The sequence below is a fragment of the Pedobacter duraquae genome, from assembly GCF_004362245.1.
Lineage (GTDB): Bacteria > Bacteroidota > Bacteroidia > Sphingobacteriales > Sphingobacteriaceae > Pedobacter > Pedobacter duraquae.
Genome location: NZ_SNWM01000003.1, coordinates 705497 through 720407, shown reverse-complemented (window position 1 = coordinate 720407; position 14911 = coordinate 705497). Strand labels below are relative to the sequence as shown.

Here is a 14911-nt window from a genome sequence, read left to right as displayed (position 1 = left end):
TTTACAGAATCAAATTATAATACCACTCAGCTATGCGTAACCTTTGGATTTTTATAAACAGATACAACGCATTTTTCTTATTCATCATTTTTTTCACGGCGGGTATCGTTCTTACAGTGAAAAACAATGTATATCAGCGGAGCATCACTTTCAATTCTACTAATGAAATTGTAGGGAAAGTTTATCAAAATCTGAATGTAGCGAGAAAATATGTCAACTTAGGTCAAGTCAATGATAGCCTATCTATAGAAAATGCTAGATTGAATGCGCAGCTTTTCGCGATGACACATGTAGATAGTGCAAAGAATGCAACCGTTAAGGACACCGTAAATAAATATCAGTATACCTACCTCCCTGCCCGCATTATAAAAAACTCCATTACTTTACGCAATAACATCATTACCATCAACAAAGGGGCTGATGACGGCATTCAAAGTGGTATGGCAGTAATTTCTCCAGGAAAGGGTGTAGTTGGTTTCATCCGCGATGTATCACCTCATTTGGCAACTATTCAGTCACTTCTGCATAAAGACACACGCATTAGTGTTAACCTGAAAAAAAACAACGCATTGGGTTCACTAGTTTGGGGAGAGAAAAATTTCGACTTCAGAAAAGCTTTTGTCAAAGAAATACCAAATCAGTTTAAAGTTACTATTGGAGACACAGTAGTCACATCAGGCTATGGGGCTTTTCCTCCCGGAATACCCATCGGTAAGGTCAGTAACACGGCCATCGCTACAGGAGATAACTTTATGACGATTGAAATCGTCTTATTAAATGATTTCAGTACACTACAATATGTATATGTAATCAAAGATAAATTTGCTGAAGAAGTTAAAACCTTAGACGCTAAAATCCCAAATGAATAGTAGACTCATAATTATCAATATTATCAGATGGGTAGTCCTCATTTTGGTTCAGATTCTTTTACTAAGGAACCTGAGTTTTTATAACCTCGCGACTCCCTTCATGTATGTGCTTTTCCTACTTATTCTCCCTTTTAGCACACCGAATTTACTGCTTTATCTGATTGCCTTTATAACAGGCTTAACATTAGATACCTTTTACGACACGCTTGGTGTACATACGTCCGCATGTGTTGCGCTGGCATTTGTTAGAATATCTTTTATTGCAGTCAGCGTAAATAGGGATAACTTTGACGAAGTTGAGCCTACACTAAGCAATATGGGATTCAAATGGTTTGCTTTATATGCCATGCTTTGTATTCTTGTACATCATCTGGTGCTTTTTCTTCTTGAGGCATTCCGGTTCAGCGAACTTTCTTATACGCTGCTAAGATGTTTATTTAGTAGTATTTTCACTTTGGTTACTGTTATATTGATATCATTTATCTTCTATAATAGAAAACAACGCTAATGGAGAATCTTTTCAACAGAAAATATACCATTCAGGCGCTATTTATTATAGTAGCGCTTATTCTTTTGGGCAAGCTCTTTTATATCCAGGTCGTAAGTGATAAATATTTCCTTTCAGCAGAAAGTAATGTGTTACGCAAGATCTATACGTTCCCGGCCCGTGGAGTTATATTTGATAGAAAAGGAAAAGTACTTGTTCAAAATGAACCCGTATATGATCTGATGGTCATACCAAATCAAGTAAAATCTTTTGATACTTTAGAGCTTTGCCGCATTATAGGAATTGATATGCCGGGATTTTATAAACGGTTTCACAAGGCTACAGTACAATCCAGATACCAACCAACCGTTTTTGAAAAACAGCTGTCAGTGGAAATCTACGCATCATTACAGGAAAAGTTATCCCGTTTCCCTGGCTTTCTTGTACAGAACAGAACCGTTAGAAATTATCCGGACAGTATCGCCGGTCAGTTCTTTGGATATGTTAAAGAGGTGACGCAAAAGGACATAGACGACAACGAGGGCTATTACAGACCCGGAGATTATATTGGAAAGGCCGGAATTGAACGTCAGTATAATGACGTTCTACGCGGAGAAAGAGGAGTTACCAATATGTTGTACGATGCCAGAAACGTGCCCCAGGGCAGCTATTCAGATGGTAAACTGGACACTCTTGCCAGATCAGGAGAAAAAGTTTATTCCTCCCTTGATATTGAAGTTCAAAAACTTGGTGAACAGTTGATGAAAAACAAAGTTGGCAGTATTGTCGCCATCGAACCTTCAACAGGTGAAGTCCTTGCTTTCGTGAGTAGCCCTGGATATGATCCAAATATCATGGTTGGGAAAGGGTATAATAAGAACTACATGGGCTTATTAGCTGAACCGAACAGGCCACTTAACGTCAGGCCTATTTCCGGATATTATTCTCCAGGTTCTTCCTTTAAACCCGTTGATGCATTAATAGGATTGCAGGAAGGCGTAATTGATCCCGACATGACGTTCAATTGTCCAGGATATTACTGGGCCGGAAATCATAAAGTGAAATGTGAACACGTGGATGGAAATGTAGCCTTACGACGTGGACTAGCTCGATCCTGTAATACATATGCATGTAATGTATTTACAAAACTCATGACCCAGAAACGTTTCAAGAATCAGAAACTAGCTTATTCTGATTGGGAAGCTAAAGTACGCAAGTTCGGTTTAGGCGCGCCACTGGATATCGATATGCCTTTTGAGCGTAAAGGAACATTGTTCACTTCAAATGAATACACTAAACGTTTTGGAAAATATTGGGGATATACTACAGTAATTTCATTGGCTATCGGACAAGGGGAAATGGCAGCTACGCCTTTGCAAATGGCCAATATCATGGCTATTATCGCCAACAGAGGCTATTATGTAAAGCCGCATTTGATTAAGGCTATCGGCGACAAGAAGGTCATTAAAAAAGAATACGTTCAGAAAAATTATGTTGACATAGAGGCCAGGCACTTTGAACCCGTAATTGATGGGATGCAGGAAGCTGTAAATAGTCCATGGGGAACTGCAGTTCTATCCAGGTTGCCCAATATTATTATGTGCGGAAAAACCGGAACCGTGCAAAATCCACATGGCAAAAACCATTCTGTTTTTATCGGCTTTGCCCCAAGAGATAATCCTAAAATAGCTATCGCAGTGATTGTTGAAAATGCAGGGTTTGGTAGTACCTATGCGGCACCTATTGCCAGCTACATGGCAGAAAAATACCTGACAGACAGTATTTCCGGATACCGGAAAGCACAGGTAGAATGGATGAAAAAACAGGTAGTTTTACCAGAACAACCTAAACCGAAAATTAAACTGATGCCGAAAAATACAGACTCCGCCGGAAAGTCAAACCCTACTGCGCCTGTAGCAACAGCGAATAAAATTGCAGATAAACCCAAACCTATTGCAACACGATAATGAGAGCACAACAGGGAAACAGGTTTTTTTTTAATGTTGACTGGGTAACCATACTTATCTATGTGGCTTTGTGTGCCATCGGATTTGTTAATATTTTTGCTTCAATTTATAATCCGGAGAACTCTGCTGTGTTTAATTTTGGAAGCAGCTATGGCCGACAGCTGATTTTCATAATAACAGCACTCGTTTTAGGATTCACCATCCTGCTATTAGATGCACAGTTCTTCAGCGTCTTCTCGCCTATAATTTATGGGGGAACGATATTCCTCCTGTTTATGGTACTTGTTATTGGCAACAAAGTTGCCGGTAATCAGGCCTGGATTGCCATAGGCAGTTTTAAACTCCAACCTGCAGAATTTGCTAAATTTGGCACAGCACTGCTGCTCTCCAGGTACATCAGCAGTTTCAGTCCGAAATTCACCGAAATTAAATCCATATTCTTTGCAGCAATTATCATAGGAGTGCCTCTGTTGTTTATTATGCTTCAACCAGATACAGGTTCCGCCCTGGTTTTCCTGTCATTTATGTTTCCGCTCTATAGGGAAGGTCTGTCAGGTTATTTCCTATTGATATTTCTCGGTATGATTGTTCTGTTTGTGGCAGATTTTTTACTTCCGATCTACCTCATCATCTTAATCATCCTTGGCATAGGTGGATTTTTCATGTACCAAAACCGAAAACGACAAAAAGTATTGTTCACGGTAATCCTCGCAACAATCATAGCAATTGCCTACCTATTTACTGTAAAGTTGATTTACGAAAATGTGTTACAGCAACATCAGCGTACCCGGATTGAGATTATGCTTGGCTTGAAAACTGACCCTAAAGGTGCCGGATATAACGTAATTCAATCCAAAATTGCAATAGGCTCAGGTCAGGCTTTTGGTCGCGGATTTTTGGAAGGAACCCAAACAAAATATGGTTATGTTCCAGAGCAAAGCACTGACTTTATCTTCTCCACTATTGGCGAAGAATGGGGCTTTTTAGGATGTTTCGTTGTGATAGGCCTTTATATATTTCTGTTATTACGAGTCATAAACCTAGCAGAGCGACAACGCTCCAGTTTCTCCCGGGTTTATGGCTATTGCGTAGCCAGTATTATATTCTTCCATGTTTTCATCAATATTGGAATGACCATAGGCATCATTCCAGTAATCGGAATCCCACTCCCATTTATTAGTTATGGAGGTTCTTCACTATGGAGTTTCACAGTGCTCCTTTTTATCTTTCTTAAGCTGGACTCAAATAGAATGGGCTTTATCTAGTCGGGAAAGCGCAAATGCAACAACTCATAGAATTGCGCAACAGTACCCTCTTTAGATGCCCAGTTGTTTTTAACAGCATAATTACTTTGCAGAAATTGATCCGCAGTCTTAAAATCCGGCATCTTGTTCAAGATGTCGATAACTTCGGCATAAGCCAGGTTATAGCCGTTAAAAAGGTCTTTAATATAAAGGAGTTTTTCATTAAGGTTAATCGCCCCTTTTAAATCAGTAACTGGCAATCTCGATCGTTCAAAACCAATATTTTTAGATCCTGATGCATTTGCGGCTAACATTTCGTTCAGCGTTGGTTTGTGCGCAGGTGTATCAAAAACCGTGGGAATTTCAGCTGCGACTATTGGCGCTGATACTGGCTCCGGCACTATAGAATCAGCGATCTTCTCTTCCACAACAAGAAATGGTTCAGGCCCAATCTCGTCTTCCTCTTCTTCAGTCAGTATTTCTTCTTCTTCCAGCACCTTCTCATCGGCTTCATCTGCTTCATGATCAGCCAAAACATTTTCCTCTGACAACTCATCATCTGGATCTGATGTATCGGGAATCTCTTCAAGTTCGGGACTAACGTACCGATGGTCATTAACCTCTTGAATTTCTTCTTGTACTTGTTCAATGCTAGCCGGCGTTTCCGCTTCCATAGTATATTCAGTCAACTTCACTTCAGTAGCCGGAGCAGCGGGAACTTCGACGGTCATCTTAGGTTCCTGATCAGCCAAAAGTTGTTGTTTTCTGCTGATAATTTCCTGCTCCTCTGCACTTAAAGGACGGTCAAAAATCTCATAAACAGGTTTCTCTTCAAAATCAAATTTATCACTCAATGACTGATCGTTCAATACAAATTCAAAAGTTGGAGATTCGTTGTCCGGCTTAAACAGTTCTTCAAGAACGGGATTCGCAGGTACGATATCGGGTTCAGCGGCGGGTAATTCTTTTACCGACTTAGCGTTATTGACTTTCTTGATAATCTCTACGTGGTCGCTCAAAAAACTCGCATTCGCCTGGAAAAGTTCCAATTCCAACTCATTCAGTTGCTGCGGATTTTGTGCTAAAAAATCGTATTGATCCTGAAGTTCCTGAAGGATGGAACCTATTTTCTTAAAGAGATCCTCTTGGTTCATCATAGTCTGTTAACGAAAAAAAGTGTCTTTTATGTTGAGTAGCCTCACACCCAAATGTAACGCTTAATTTCTTAAAATACCGTTTTGTGTAATGAAATTCTAAGCATATGCGCGATTTTTTCTTACTTTTGCCAGTCAACAAACACCCATATTTTCCAGATCATACATGTTATTCAGCGAGAAAATTTATCAGCGTGGAGCCTACGGTGGCAGTATCGAAGTCGTTTCCGGCTCTATGTTTTCCGGAAAAACTGAAGAGCTGATCAGAAGGCTCAAACGTGCACAGATTGCGAAACTTCAGGTTGAAATTTTTAAACCAAAAACAGACATCAGATACGATGAAACTGCGGTAGTTTCACACGATCATAATTCCATTCAATCCACTCCTGTAGAAAATTCTTCTGCTATCCTGCTCCTTGGAGCAAATACCCAGGTTGTTGGAATCGATGAAGCTCAATTTTTTGATGACGATCTCCCTGAAGTCGTAAATAAACTAGCAAATAAAGGTATCAGGGTTATTATTGCCGGTCTGGACATGGACTTTGCTGGAAAACCATTTGGACCCATGCCGGCATTGATGGCAATCGCTGAACATGTAACAAAAGTAAATGCCGTTTGCGTACGCTGCGGTAGTCCGGCAATGTACTCGTACCGGAAAGTGGCTAATGATGCTAAAATTCTTTTGGGTGAAAAAGAAAGTTATGAACCCCGATGCCGCCCTTGTTTTCACGCAGAAGACTAAATCTTCCCTTAAAATCTGGCATTATTTTTACAGGCATATCTGAAACAGCCAGACATGCCCTCTTCTGTAATCGATCATTTTAGTTATGATGCAGAAACACTGATTTTAGAAGTTACCTTCTTATCTGGTAAGGTATACGCATATAAAGATGTACCGGAAAAGATATATCAAACCATGCGGCGTACCACATCGAAAGGCCGATATCTTAATTTTGTGATTAAGCCAAATTATGCATACGAAGAATTGAATTAACGCACCTGCAGGATATCAATCAGCTCATCGATAAATAAAGTAGCCGATTTTTTCTTATGCCCGCCCTTTTGCCATAATATAAAAGCATGTTTTGCATGTGCAATTCCTGAAATTGGCACCGCAGTAAGATTCTCCCAGGTACTGATTGCCTTTTCATTAATGATTGTAGCCCAATGCCCCTCGTTGATCATGGAGAGTAAAGAATGGACATCATTGATTTCCACTTTGATCGAAGGCACGATTTTACGCTTATTGAACAACTCATCAATAAAATCCCGCGAACTAAACCCCTTACTTGGCAAAACAAGTTCCACCTTGCCCAATTCGCTTAGTGTTATCTTTTTTAATCCTGCTAAAGGATGTTGTTTAGCAATAACCATCATAATACGTGACACAAAGAGCAGCTGCATCTCGAAGCCCTCATTGTCAGATTGGTCATGAAAAGCCAGGATTACGTCCAGCTCTGCCAGTTTCAACTTATGCTCCAGCTCATTCGCTGTGCCATACTCAAGAACAATTCTGATTCCAGGGTACTTAATCGAGAAAGGCCCCAGTGCAGGGAGTAACATTGAGCTAAATGCATAAGTCACACCAATCCGAAGTTCGCCGGTCACCAAATTATTCAATTCAAAAATAGCCTGCTTAGACTTTTTTACATCTAGTAAAATCTGCCGTGCATGAAGCAAAAACACCTGCCCAGCCTCTGTTAGCCTTACCTGTTTACCAATTCTATCAAACAACAACATGCCCAACTCATCTTCAAGCTGCTTTATTTGCTGCGACAAGGTACTCTGCGTTACAAAAGAAGCTGCCGCGGCATCTGTGAAATGTAACAGTTCCGCAGCTTTTATAAAATACCCCAGCTGCCTTAACTCCATAATTAAAATTGACCGTTATAAATCGATCGTTAAAACTAATCAATATCATTAAAACTATCAATTTTACAACTTAAATTATTATGCAGAAATTTGTACCAGTTACCAATACAACAAATGAGCATATTCAGATCTTTAAAATACCGCAACTTTAAACTTTTCTTTTACGGACAATCTATCTCCCTGATCGGCACATGGATGCAAAAAACAGCAGTAGCCTGGTTAGTATATCGCTTAACAGGATCCGCCCTTCTTCTGGGCCTCGTTGGATTTGTAAGTCTGATCCCCTCGCTCGTACTTTCACCATATGCAGGAAGTCTGATAGACAGACACAACAGATATCGTATACTTCTTGTTACCCAGATCGTGTCGATGCTCCAGGCAGGAGCCCTTGCCGCACTGATTTTCTTTCAGTACTATAATATCCCAATGATTATCTTCTTAAGTTTAATTCAGGGCATCATCAATGCTTTTGACGTAACCTGCCGCCAGTCATTGATGATTGAAATGGTGGATGACAAAGACGACCTTCCAAATGCAATTGCACTCAATTCAACTATGGCCAATCTGGCCCGAATCGTAGGCCCGGCGATAGCTGGAATTCTGCTGAGCACTTTTGGAGAAGACTTTTGTTTTGTCGGTAACTTTATCAGTTACGTTCCTGTACTAGCTTGTTTACTTTTGATGAAGCTGGATATAGTCGTAATTCAAAAACCTCAGAAAAGTATTTGGGTAGAATTGGAAGAAGGATTTAAATACGTATCTGGCGACAAGGAGCTAAGTAGTATGATCATCATGATTGGGATCAGCAGCCTTTTTGTAATACCATTTAACACGCTCATGCCAATTTTTGCTAAGGATGTATTTGCAGGTACTGCACGGACGTTTAGCTGGTTCGAGAGTGCTGCAGGTCTAGGCTCCGTTATTGGGGCGATGTACTTAGCTAATCTTAAATCAGCCAGGCCACTCATGAAGATTACCATCATTGCTAGTGCAATTTTTGGTTTAAGTTTATTATTGCTTGCTTTTGCTGACAGGCTTCCCATCGCACTCCTGTTCATGACATTTAGCGGAATCGGGATGATGGCCCAAACATCCGCCATCAACACCTATATACAGACACACTCAAGCCCCGCAATGCGTGGAAGGGCTATCAGCTATTACGTGATGGCTTACCAGGGAATGATTCCAATTGGAAGTTTACTCATCGGCTGGACGGCACAAGGCTTCGGTCCGCGCATGGCAGTCTGCATAGCGGGAGCGATTGGACTTGTGGCAACCGGACTCTTTATGCTTTATAGAAATAAGGTCAGTCATAGCAAAGGTTTTGTATTTGAATAGCACACATCACCCGGACGTCATTTATTTTATTAACCAAGACAACCGGAGCTACACTTTCAGAAAATTGCGATCTTTACCAGCTCGTATTTGATGTATGTATTTCAACTTAAAATCACTGCTCCTTCCATTTGTTCTGTTTTTTTTCTCATCCTTCAACAACATCGTTAGCGGACAAACTGACTGGAAACTCAGAACTGAAAAAGAAGGCATTAAGATTTATAGTAGCGAGGTCAGCTATTCAAAAGTCAAAGCGCTAAAAGTTGAATGCAACTTTAAAGCGACCTCAAGCCAGCTTATCGCAGTTTTGCTAGACATCAAAAACTCTCCCAAATGGGTTTACCACACGCTATCTGCCAACTTAATTAAACAAGTATCTCCCTCAGAACTTTACTATTATTCTGAAGTAAACTTACCCTGGCCAGTCGAAAACAGGGACTTCGTTGCACACCTCGTTGTTACGCAAAACAAAGACACGAAAGTCGTGACTATGGACGGTCCAGCTATCCCTGGCTATATCGCCATTAAAGAAGGCGTTGTAAGAATTGAAAAATCGCGCGGTCAGTGGGTAATAGCTCCTGTTGCTAAAAATGAGATTAAAGTCACGTATACGCTTCAGGTAGATCCGGGAGGATTATTGCCCCCATGGCTGGTTAACCTCCTGGCCACCGAAGGACCTCTCCAGACTTTCAGGAGTTTAAAAATTCAGTTAGAAAACCCTGTTTACGCAAATAAGAAGTTTGAATTTATTTCAGAGTAAGGTATTTGTCGCTTATACCCCATATTTCCGTCGCTAACACACACATGCGACGTAAAAAGATCATCTTATATTAGCTATAGTAAACACTTTAGAAAGCATGAGAACGAATAAAGCAACTGATGTTGATGACTATATTTCAACCTTCCCTGAAAATGTGCAAATACTGCTAAAACAAGTGCGGTCAACCATTCAGACAGCCGCACCTCAAGCGACAGAAGATATAAAATATGGGATGCCTGCTTATGTGTTCTATGGGAATCTCATTTATTTCGCCGGCTTTAATCATCATATTGGACTGTATGCCCTGCCTTCGGGAAATGTCGAATTTCAAAAAGAGTTAAAAGTATATAAGACAGGCAAGGGATCAATACAATTTCCATTTAACCAACCAATGCCGCTGGAGCTGATAACAAAAATTGTCAATTTCAGAATTGCAGAAAATAAAGCTAAATCAATTAAAGCCAAATGATTAACTAAAGGCCATTCTATCCTACTCAAACAGCCAAATCAGAAAATATAAATTATTTTAAAAAAATATTTGGACAATAAAAAAAAGACACTACATTTGCACTCCCCAACCGAGGGAAATGATTGAAAAAAAATGGTGCGGTAGCTCAGTCGGTAGAGCAAAGGATTGAAAATCCTTGTGTCGGCGGTTCGATCCCGTCCCGCACCACCAGCCTCCTAGACCCCTAGGGGGCTTTTTTATGCCCAAAAAGGCCGTTTTTAGGCTATTTTCGTCCAAATCAACGTTTTCCACATCCTGCCGCCTCGTTTGAAAAAACATGATATTCTGCTTATGTTTGAACAGAAAGCTTTATAAAAACTTTATAAACTTTATAAACTTTATAAAAGCTTTATAGAAACTCTACAAAAACTCTACAATGGCAAAGCTAACTCCAGTAATATTAAACGCCGCTACAAAAGAAGGTACGTGGACTGCAAAAATTAGGGTCGGACACAAAGGCGAAAGCAAATACATAGACACTAGACAAACAGTAACCACGAAAGACGTAGATAAGTCGGGCAGCCTCAAAGCTTCTTTTATAGTTAAAAATTTATCCGGGATCCTAAACAGATACGAGGAAGAGCTGAACAGAAGATCTACTGAGATTAAAAGCATGACGGCCGAAGAGGTAAAAACATTACTACTCAACATTGACACCCCGTCAGAGCAAGAGCAAGAAGACGAGCAAAACTTGTATTTCCTTGCATTTTGCAAAAACTACATTGATGAGCTTAAGGCTACCGGCCGTGCAGCAACAGCTAAAACCATGGAAACGGTTTACTTTTCACTACAAGACTATTTAAACCGTCAGGACATCCCAACTACAGCAATTACATCCAAGTTCCTTAAAGATTTTGAAAACTACCTTAGATCGCCTAGGATTGGCTTAAGAATGAATCAAAATGAAATGCGTGAAAAGAAGTTTAAGCCCTTAGAGGATCGCGGTGTCCACAACCGAATGCGTGATTTCAGAATAATGTTTAATAAAGCTAAAGAGCTTTATAACGACGAAGAGTACGGAGAGATCGCGGTGCCCAACAATCCATATAAAAAATACAAAGTTATTGCCGCTCCAGAATCAGAACAAAGGGTTTTAGAGATTTCCCAGGTAATCAAAATTAGAGATCTGGAGTTAAAGCCGGGCGGCAGAATGGAAATGGCAAGAGATTTATTTATGCTAAGCTTTTACTTGTGTGGTATGAACGCTGCGGATCTATACAGACTGGAGGGGTCTGGAGGCAAAAGAATAGAATACAATAGAAAAAAAACGGAATCCCGCCGAAGAGATAAAGCGTTTATAAGTGTATCGATAATAGAACAAGCAGCGCCACTATACGATAAATACGCCGGTGTTTTACAGAGACAATACCTAAGTCACGGGAATTTAGACAGGGCTATTAATTACGGCCTTAAAAAGATCGGATCCCTACCGGAGATTAATATACCTAAGCTAGGATTTTACTACGCTAGATATACTTTTGCTGATGCGGCGCGTAATATCTGTAAATTTCATACTGAGGATGTAGGCAGGGCGTTAAATCATAAAGACAACACTAACAAGACTACAGATATTTACATTCGTAAAGATTGGTCGATTATAGACGAAATCCAGCAAAAGGTAACAGCATTACTTTATCTTCCTGGCTAATTTTTCTAATCTAGCCTCTAGCGCCAGCACCTTAGATTTGAGGCTTCTTAAATCTTCCGGAATTTGACTTGTATTTTTATCCGGATTACCTTTTGGTGAGCCCTTGCCTAGCGCGATAAAATCAGGCATTATGCCAAATTTCTCATGCATTTTTGTTAAAAAACTTACATTCATATCCATTCTACCAAGCTCATAACTAACATAGGTGCTCTGGCTAATTCCCAACTGTTCAGCTATATCATAGCTGGATTTTATATTTAAGGTATCCTTACGAATGAGCTTAAGGCGCTCGCCTGGGGTTTTGTCGATGTCTTTCATTTTATCTCGGCGAAGAAACGTTAACAATATTAAAAATTTGCTTTACGTCTCGCAAATCTACTTTAAAGTCTGGATAGGTTATCTTATCTGGATTTAATGAATGACAGGTAATAATGCCATTTTCAACATCGTGGTCAATGATCCTTTTTATAATTATACCGTCGTCTTTCGATACGATTACATAATCCTTGTATCTGTGAGTATGGAATTTTGATTTCCAGTAATTCGTATTAATCTCCCTTCCCGTAACTATAGATCCATCTGGGATACTTTGCTTAGTTCCGTCATCCATACTATCGCCAACTCCTTCAAATCCTAGGTAATGGCCTTTGTGCCTCTTTTGTACGATGATTGAGTGCTTAGGTAGCTCTTCTATATATTCTGGATCCGCAAATCCCGCAAGATAACCCGCGTAAGCGTATTCGTTTACTAAAGGCATTAACATTAGGTAATCTCCATTACCTAAGTCAATGAACGGCGTATCGTTTGCTTCTTGCGGATAAGTCAAGCCTGGAATAGCCTTGGCGTTTACCGGAAGATTTTTAGCGCTAGATTTAGAAAAGACTTTTCTTTTAATTAGATCCTCGGCTTCCTTCACTGTATCCGGCACAGAATCACTCAAACCCTCAATAGCCCCAACATCTTTATTTGAGGCAATCTTTACCCAACTATCAAATGTTTCCTTACCGAAAAACATCTCCATTTCACTAATGCCGAAGATGTCAGAGATTTTCTGTACGGTTTCCCTTGTCATGTTTTTAGAGTTGAAGAAATCATACATTGCACTTCTAGATACATTTAGCCTCTTAGCTGCATCTACTATTGAAATCTTGTTAGCCTTTAAAAAATCTTTAAATCTTTTTCCTTGATAATCAGACATATAAAAATTAATGTATGGTAACAACTGTACACAATTTGTAAATGTAGAGTAACGTCTGTACATTTGAATTGTGAAACGGCCGTATCATGTTCAGTGTTGCGCTGCAAATATAGTAATGTTTCACATTTAAACTAAAATTTTTCAATAAATTTTTAAATGTATATCTATGGAAGCACCCCAAAGAGTAAAAAGAATCTCGGTAGTTGATAAGCTAATCAGCAGCCTAAATCCCGGTGAACGGGTAAAGTGTAAAGGATCTACGTCATACTGGAGAAATAGACAAGTAGCTTTTCACAAAGAGAATCCAGATGTACGCATCGAGGTTAAAAAAATCAATGGTATTTACTACGCAGTTAGAGAGGTGTAATTATGGATAACCAAGACTTCAAAGAACGCGAATTAAAGGTCGGACAACTGACCAACAGCGGAGACGCATTACATCTAAAATCCACATTTGACATCCTAACGGTTCGGATTTTAAGCGATCAAGATTCAGAGCCTCGGACAATACATTTAGAGGGTAACGATTTGGTTTTTCTTCGTGACTACTTAAACCAGCATTTCGAAACATGGAAAATATAACACTACCACTTTATCTACTGTCTTCTCTTTTGGCTGACGCCGGAGAGGTGGCTGTGCAAAAGTTTTGCGAATCAACCGGACAGGGCAGTGTGGGCGTTTCTAAGCAAGCAGCCTACCGAAAATATGGACGCGCTAAAATCGATCAGTGGATAGCTGACGGACAACTAAAAAAAAATGCAAATGGCAAATGGTGTATTCCATTGTCTAAACTGGCGAGTCTCCATAAGATCGAACAGAAACCAGCCTACAGGTCAATTAAGCAACATCGTTAAACCTTAAAACCATCAGTATGAGTGCAACACTTCAATATCTAAACAGCCGAATAGCCGACAAGCAAAAGGAGCACGAATTAGCGCTTAAAGACAGCAATGTTTCTAGAGCCGACATTGTAGCTGAAACCCTCTCGGAACTAAGAGACTTAAAAATAATTCTTGAAAATGAATTACACAAAAGATCCAAAAGCCATGAGGACTAAAGCACTAAAGTTCTACCAGAACAAAGTTAAATTCTCGATAGAGCTGCGGCCGATTGAGATAAAAGAAAAGCACTGGCAACCACTATTCGAAGTAATCCTGGCAGTTGGAGGACTTATGATCTTAGCACTACTTTATAAAATTTGGTTCACTTAAATAATCGATATATCAATTAAAAAACTCAAAACATGCAAGACAGAATTATTAACACCCTGGCAAAGTATCCAGAAAAAAACATCACACAAGTAGCCAGAATAATGGGACTTACTACGGATCAAGTTGCCCGAGCTCAGCACGATCATTTAAAAATAAAAATGGCAAAATTCAGGTGTAGCCCTATGTGGAACAAAAAGCAGTACAACAAGCACAAAGTTTAAATCAACATAAAAATGAGTCAAATAAGCACTAAAATCAATTTAGCCGCGCTACCCGGAGTCAGCGTAAGAAAATTTAAGTCTGCCGGATCACAGATAGCGGATACGGACTGTCTAGTTATCCCCATTGCATACAATCACCTATTCCAAGGCGAAAAGGGTGTGTACATTGATCTAACTGGATTTGTAATTAAAAATAAGACCGGCGACAGTAAGGATACGCACCTCGTTAAACAATCTTTCTCGAAAGAAATATTCGACAAGATGACCGACGAGGAAAAGAAAGCTACGCCGATACTTGGCGGTCATATTGTTTGGCCGGATCGCGTGCTGGGAGAATCAAACACTCCTCTGCCTGTCCACAACGAAGAGGACGATCTGCCGTTTTAACTAATCTGGCCGCTGAAACGATATCGAATTTAGCGGCCAAATAAATCCAT

General features: G+C 39.9%; 19 protein-coding genes and 1 tRNA gene. 16 read left to right on the top strand and 4 right to left on the bottom strand.

The window, feature by feature from the left end:
• Positions 1-32: 32 nt before the first annotated feature.
• From mreC to rodA, 4 genes are read left to right on the top strand one after another with little or no spacing between them, the layout of a single operon-like run.
• Positions 33-869 carry a rod shape-determining protein MreC gene (gene mreC, locus CLV32_RS14805; RefSeq protein WP_133556857.1) on the top strand — a complete coding sequence of 279 codons (837 nt, stop codon included), beginning with the start codon at positions 33-35 and terminating at the stop codon, positions 867-869.
• Positions 862-1377: a rod shape-determining protein MreD gene (locus CLV32_RS14800; RefSeq protein ID WP_133556855.1), complete on the top strand. Its 516-nt coding sequence runs from the start codon at positions 862-864 to the stop codon at positions 1375-1377. The genes mreC and CLV32_RS14800 overlap by 8 nt, the downstream gene beginning before the upstream one ends.
• Complete coding sequence (mrdA, locus tag CLV32_RS14795; RefSeq protein ID WP_133556854.1) at positions 1377-3323, top strand: penicillin-binding protein 2; 1947 nt, start codon at positions 1377-1379, stop codon at positions 3321-3323. Before CLV32_RS14800 ends, mrdA begins: the two co-directional genes overlap by 1 nt.
• On the top strand, positions 3323-4588 hold the full coding sequence (gene rodA / locus CLV32_RS14790) for a rod shape-determining protein RodA (protein WP_133556852.1): 1266 nt from the start codon (positions 3323-3325) through the stop codon (positions 4586-4588). Before mrdA ends, rodA begins: the two co-directional genes overlap by 1 nt.
• Here the strand turns inward: rodA and CLV32_RS14785 are convergent.
• Positions 4585-5724 carry a hypothetical protein gene (locus CLV32_RS14785; RefSeq protein WP_133556850.1) on the bottom strand — a complete coding sequence of 380 codons (1140 nt, stop codon included), beginning with the start codon at positions 5722-5724 and terminating at the stop codon, positions 4585-4587. The genes rodA and CLV32_RS14785 overlap by 4 nt on opposite strands.
• A 163-nt stretch (positions 5725-5887) precedes the next feature.
• Here CLV32_RS14785 and CLV32_RS14780 point away from each other — a divergent pair, with 163 nt between their 5' ends.
• A complete protein-coding gene (locus CLV32_RS14780) occupies positions 5888-6463 on the top strand; it encodes a thymidine kinase (RefSeq protein ID WP_133556848.1) in 576 nt (191 codons plus the stop codon).
• A gap of 54 nt (positions 6464-6517) precedes the next feature.
• The gene (locus tag CLV32_RS14775; protein WP_133556846.1) at positions 6518-6715 is read left to right on the top strand and encodes a KTSC domain-containing protein; all 198 of its coding nucleotides are present in this window, start codon (positions 6518-6520) and stop codon (positions 6713-6715) included.
• Here CLV32_RS14775 and CLV32_RS14770 read toward each other — a convergent pair.
• A complete protein-coding gene (locus CLV32_RS14770; RefSeq protein WP_133556844.1) occupies positions 6712-7593 on the bottom strand; it encodes a LysR substrate-binding domain-containing protein in 882 nt (293 codons plus the stop codon). The two genes, CLV32_RS14775 and CLV32_RS14770, sit on opposite strands and share 4 nt — an antisense overlap.
• 114 nt (positions 7594-7707) lie before the next feature.
• Here CLV32_RS14770 and CLV32_RS14765 point away from each other — a divergent pair, with 114 nt between their 5' ends.
• From CLV32_RS14765 to CLV32_RS14745, 5 genes are all read left to right on the top strand, one after another.
• Complete coding sequence (locus CLV32_RS14765; RefSeq protein WP_208111013.1) at positions 7708-8931, top strand: MFS transporter; 1224 nt, start codon at positions 7708-7710, stop codon at positions 8929-8931.
• Between the two features lie 94 nt (positions 8932-9025).
• Positions 9026-9688 (top strand): START domain-containing protein, encoded by a 663-nt coding sequence (locus tag CLV32_RS14760; protein ID WP_133556842.1) that lies wholly within the window; start codon positions 9026-9028, stop codon positions 9686-9688.
• A 97-nt stretch (positions 9689-9785) separates the two neighbouring features.
• Positions 9786-10157, top strand: coding sequence for an iron chaperone (locus CLV32_RS14755; protein ID WP_133556840.1), 372 nt, complete (start codon positions 9786-9788; stop codon positions 10155-10157).
• 134 nt (positions 10158-10291) lie between these two features.
• Positions 10292-10367 (top strand) — tRNA-Phe (locus CLV32_RS14750).
• A gap of 205 nt (positions 10368-10572) precedes the next feature.
• Positions 10573-11844, top strand: a complete 1272-nt coding sequence (locus tag CLV32_RS14745; protein WP_133556838.1) for a site-specific integrase — start codon at positions 10573-10575, stop codon at positions 11842-11844.
• On the opposite strand, the gene CLV32_RS14740 is transcribed toward CLV32_RS14745, so the two are convergent.
• Positions 11824-12162 carry a helix-turn-helix domain-containing protein gene (locus CLV32_RS14740; protein WP_133556836.1) on the bottom strand — a complete coding sequence of 113 codons (339 nt, stop codon included), beginning with the start codon at positions 12160-12162 and terminating at the stop codon, positions 11824-11826. The two genes, CLV32_RS14745 and CLV32_RS14740, sit on opposite strands and share 21 nt — an antisense overlap.
• 1 nt (position 12163) lies before the next feature.
• Positions 12164-13042, bottom strand: a complete 879-nt coding sequence (locus CLV32_RS14735; RefSeq protein ID WP_133556834.1) for a LexA family transcriptional regulator — start codon at positions 13040-13042, stop codon at positions 12164-12166.
• A gap of 166 nt (positions 13043-13208) precedes the next feature.
• Between CLV32_RS14735 and CLV32_RS14730 the strand changes: the two genes are divergently transcribed.
• The 5 genes from CLV32_RS14730 (at position 13209) to CLV32_RS14715 (ending at position 14861) form a co-directional block, all read left to right on the top strand.
• Positions 13209-13409, top strand: a complete 201-nt coding sequence (locus CLV32_RS14730; protein WP_133556832.1) for a hypothetical protein — start codon at positions 13209-13211, stop codon at positions 13407-13409.
• Positions 13410-13611: 202 nt separating this feature from the next.
• Positions 13612-13896, top strand: coding sequence for a hypothetical protein (locus CLV32_RS14725; RefSeq protein WP_133556830.1), 285 nt, complete (start codon positions 13612-13614; stop codon positions 13894-13896).
• 17 nt (positions 13897-13913) lie between these two features.
• On the top strand, positions 13914-14099 hold the full coding sequence (locus CLV32_RS14720; RefSeq protein ID WP_133556828.1) for a hypothetical protein: 186 nt from the start codon (positions 13914-13916) through the stop codon (positions 14097-14099).
• Entirely contained in the window at positions 14062-14253 is a 192-nt protein-coding gene (locus CLV32_RS23115; RefSeq protein WP_166641949.1) for a hypothetical protein, read from the top strand. The genes CLV32_RS14720 and CLV32_RS23115 overlap by 38 nt, the downstream gene beginning before the upstream one ends.
• A gap of 233 nt (positions 14254-14486) precedes the next feature.
• Positions 14487-14861, top strand: coding sequence for a hypothetical protein (locus tag CLV32_RS14715; protein WP_133556826.1), 375 nt, complete (start codon positions 14487-14489; stop codon positions 14859-14861).
• Positions 14862-14911: the final 50 nt, after the last annotated feature.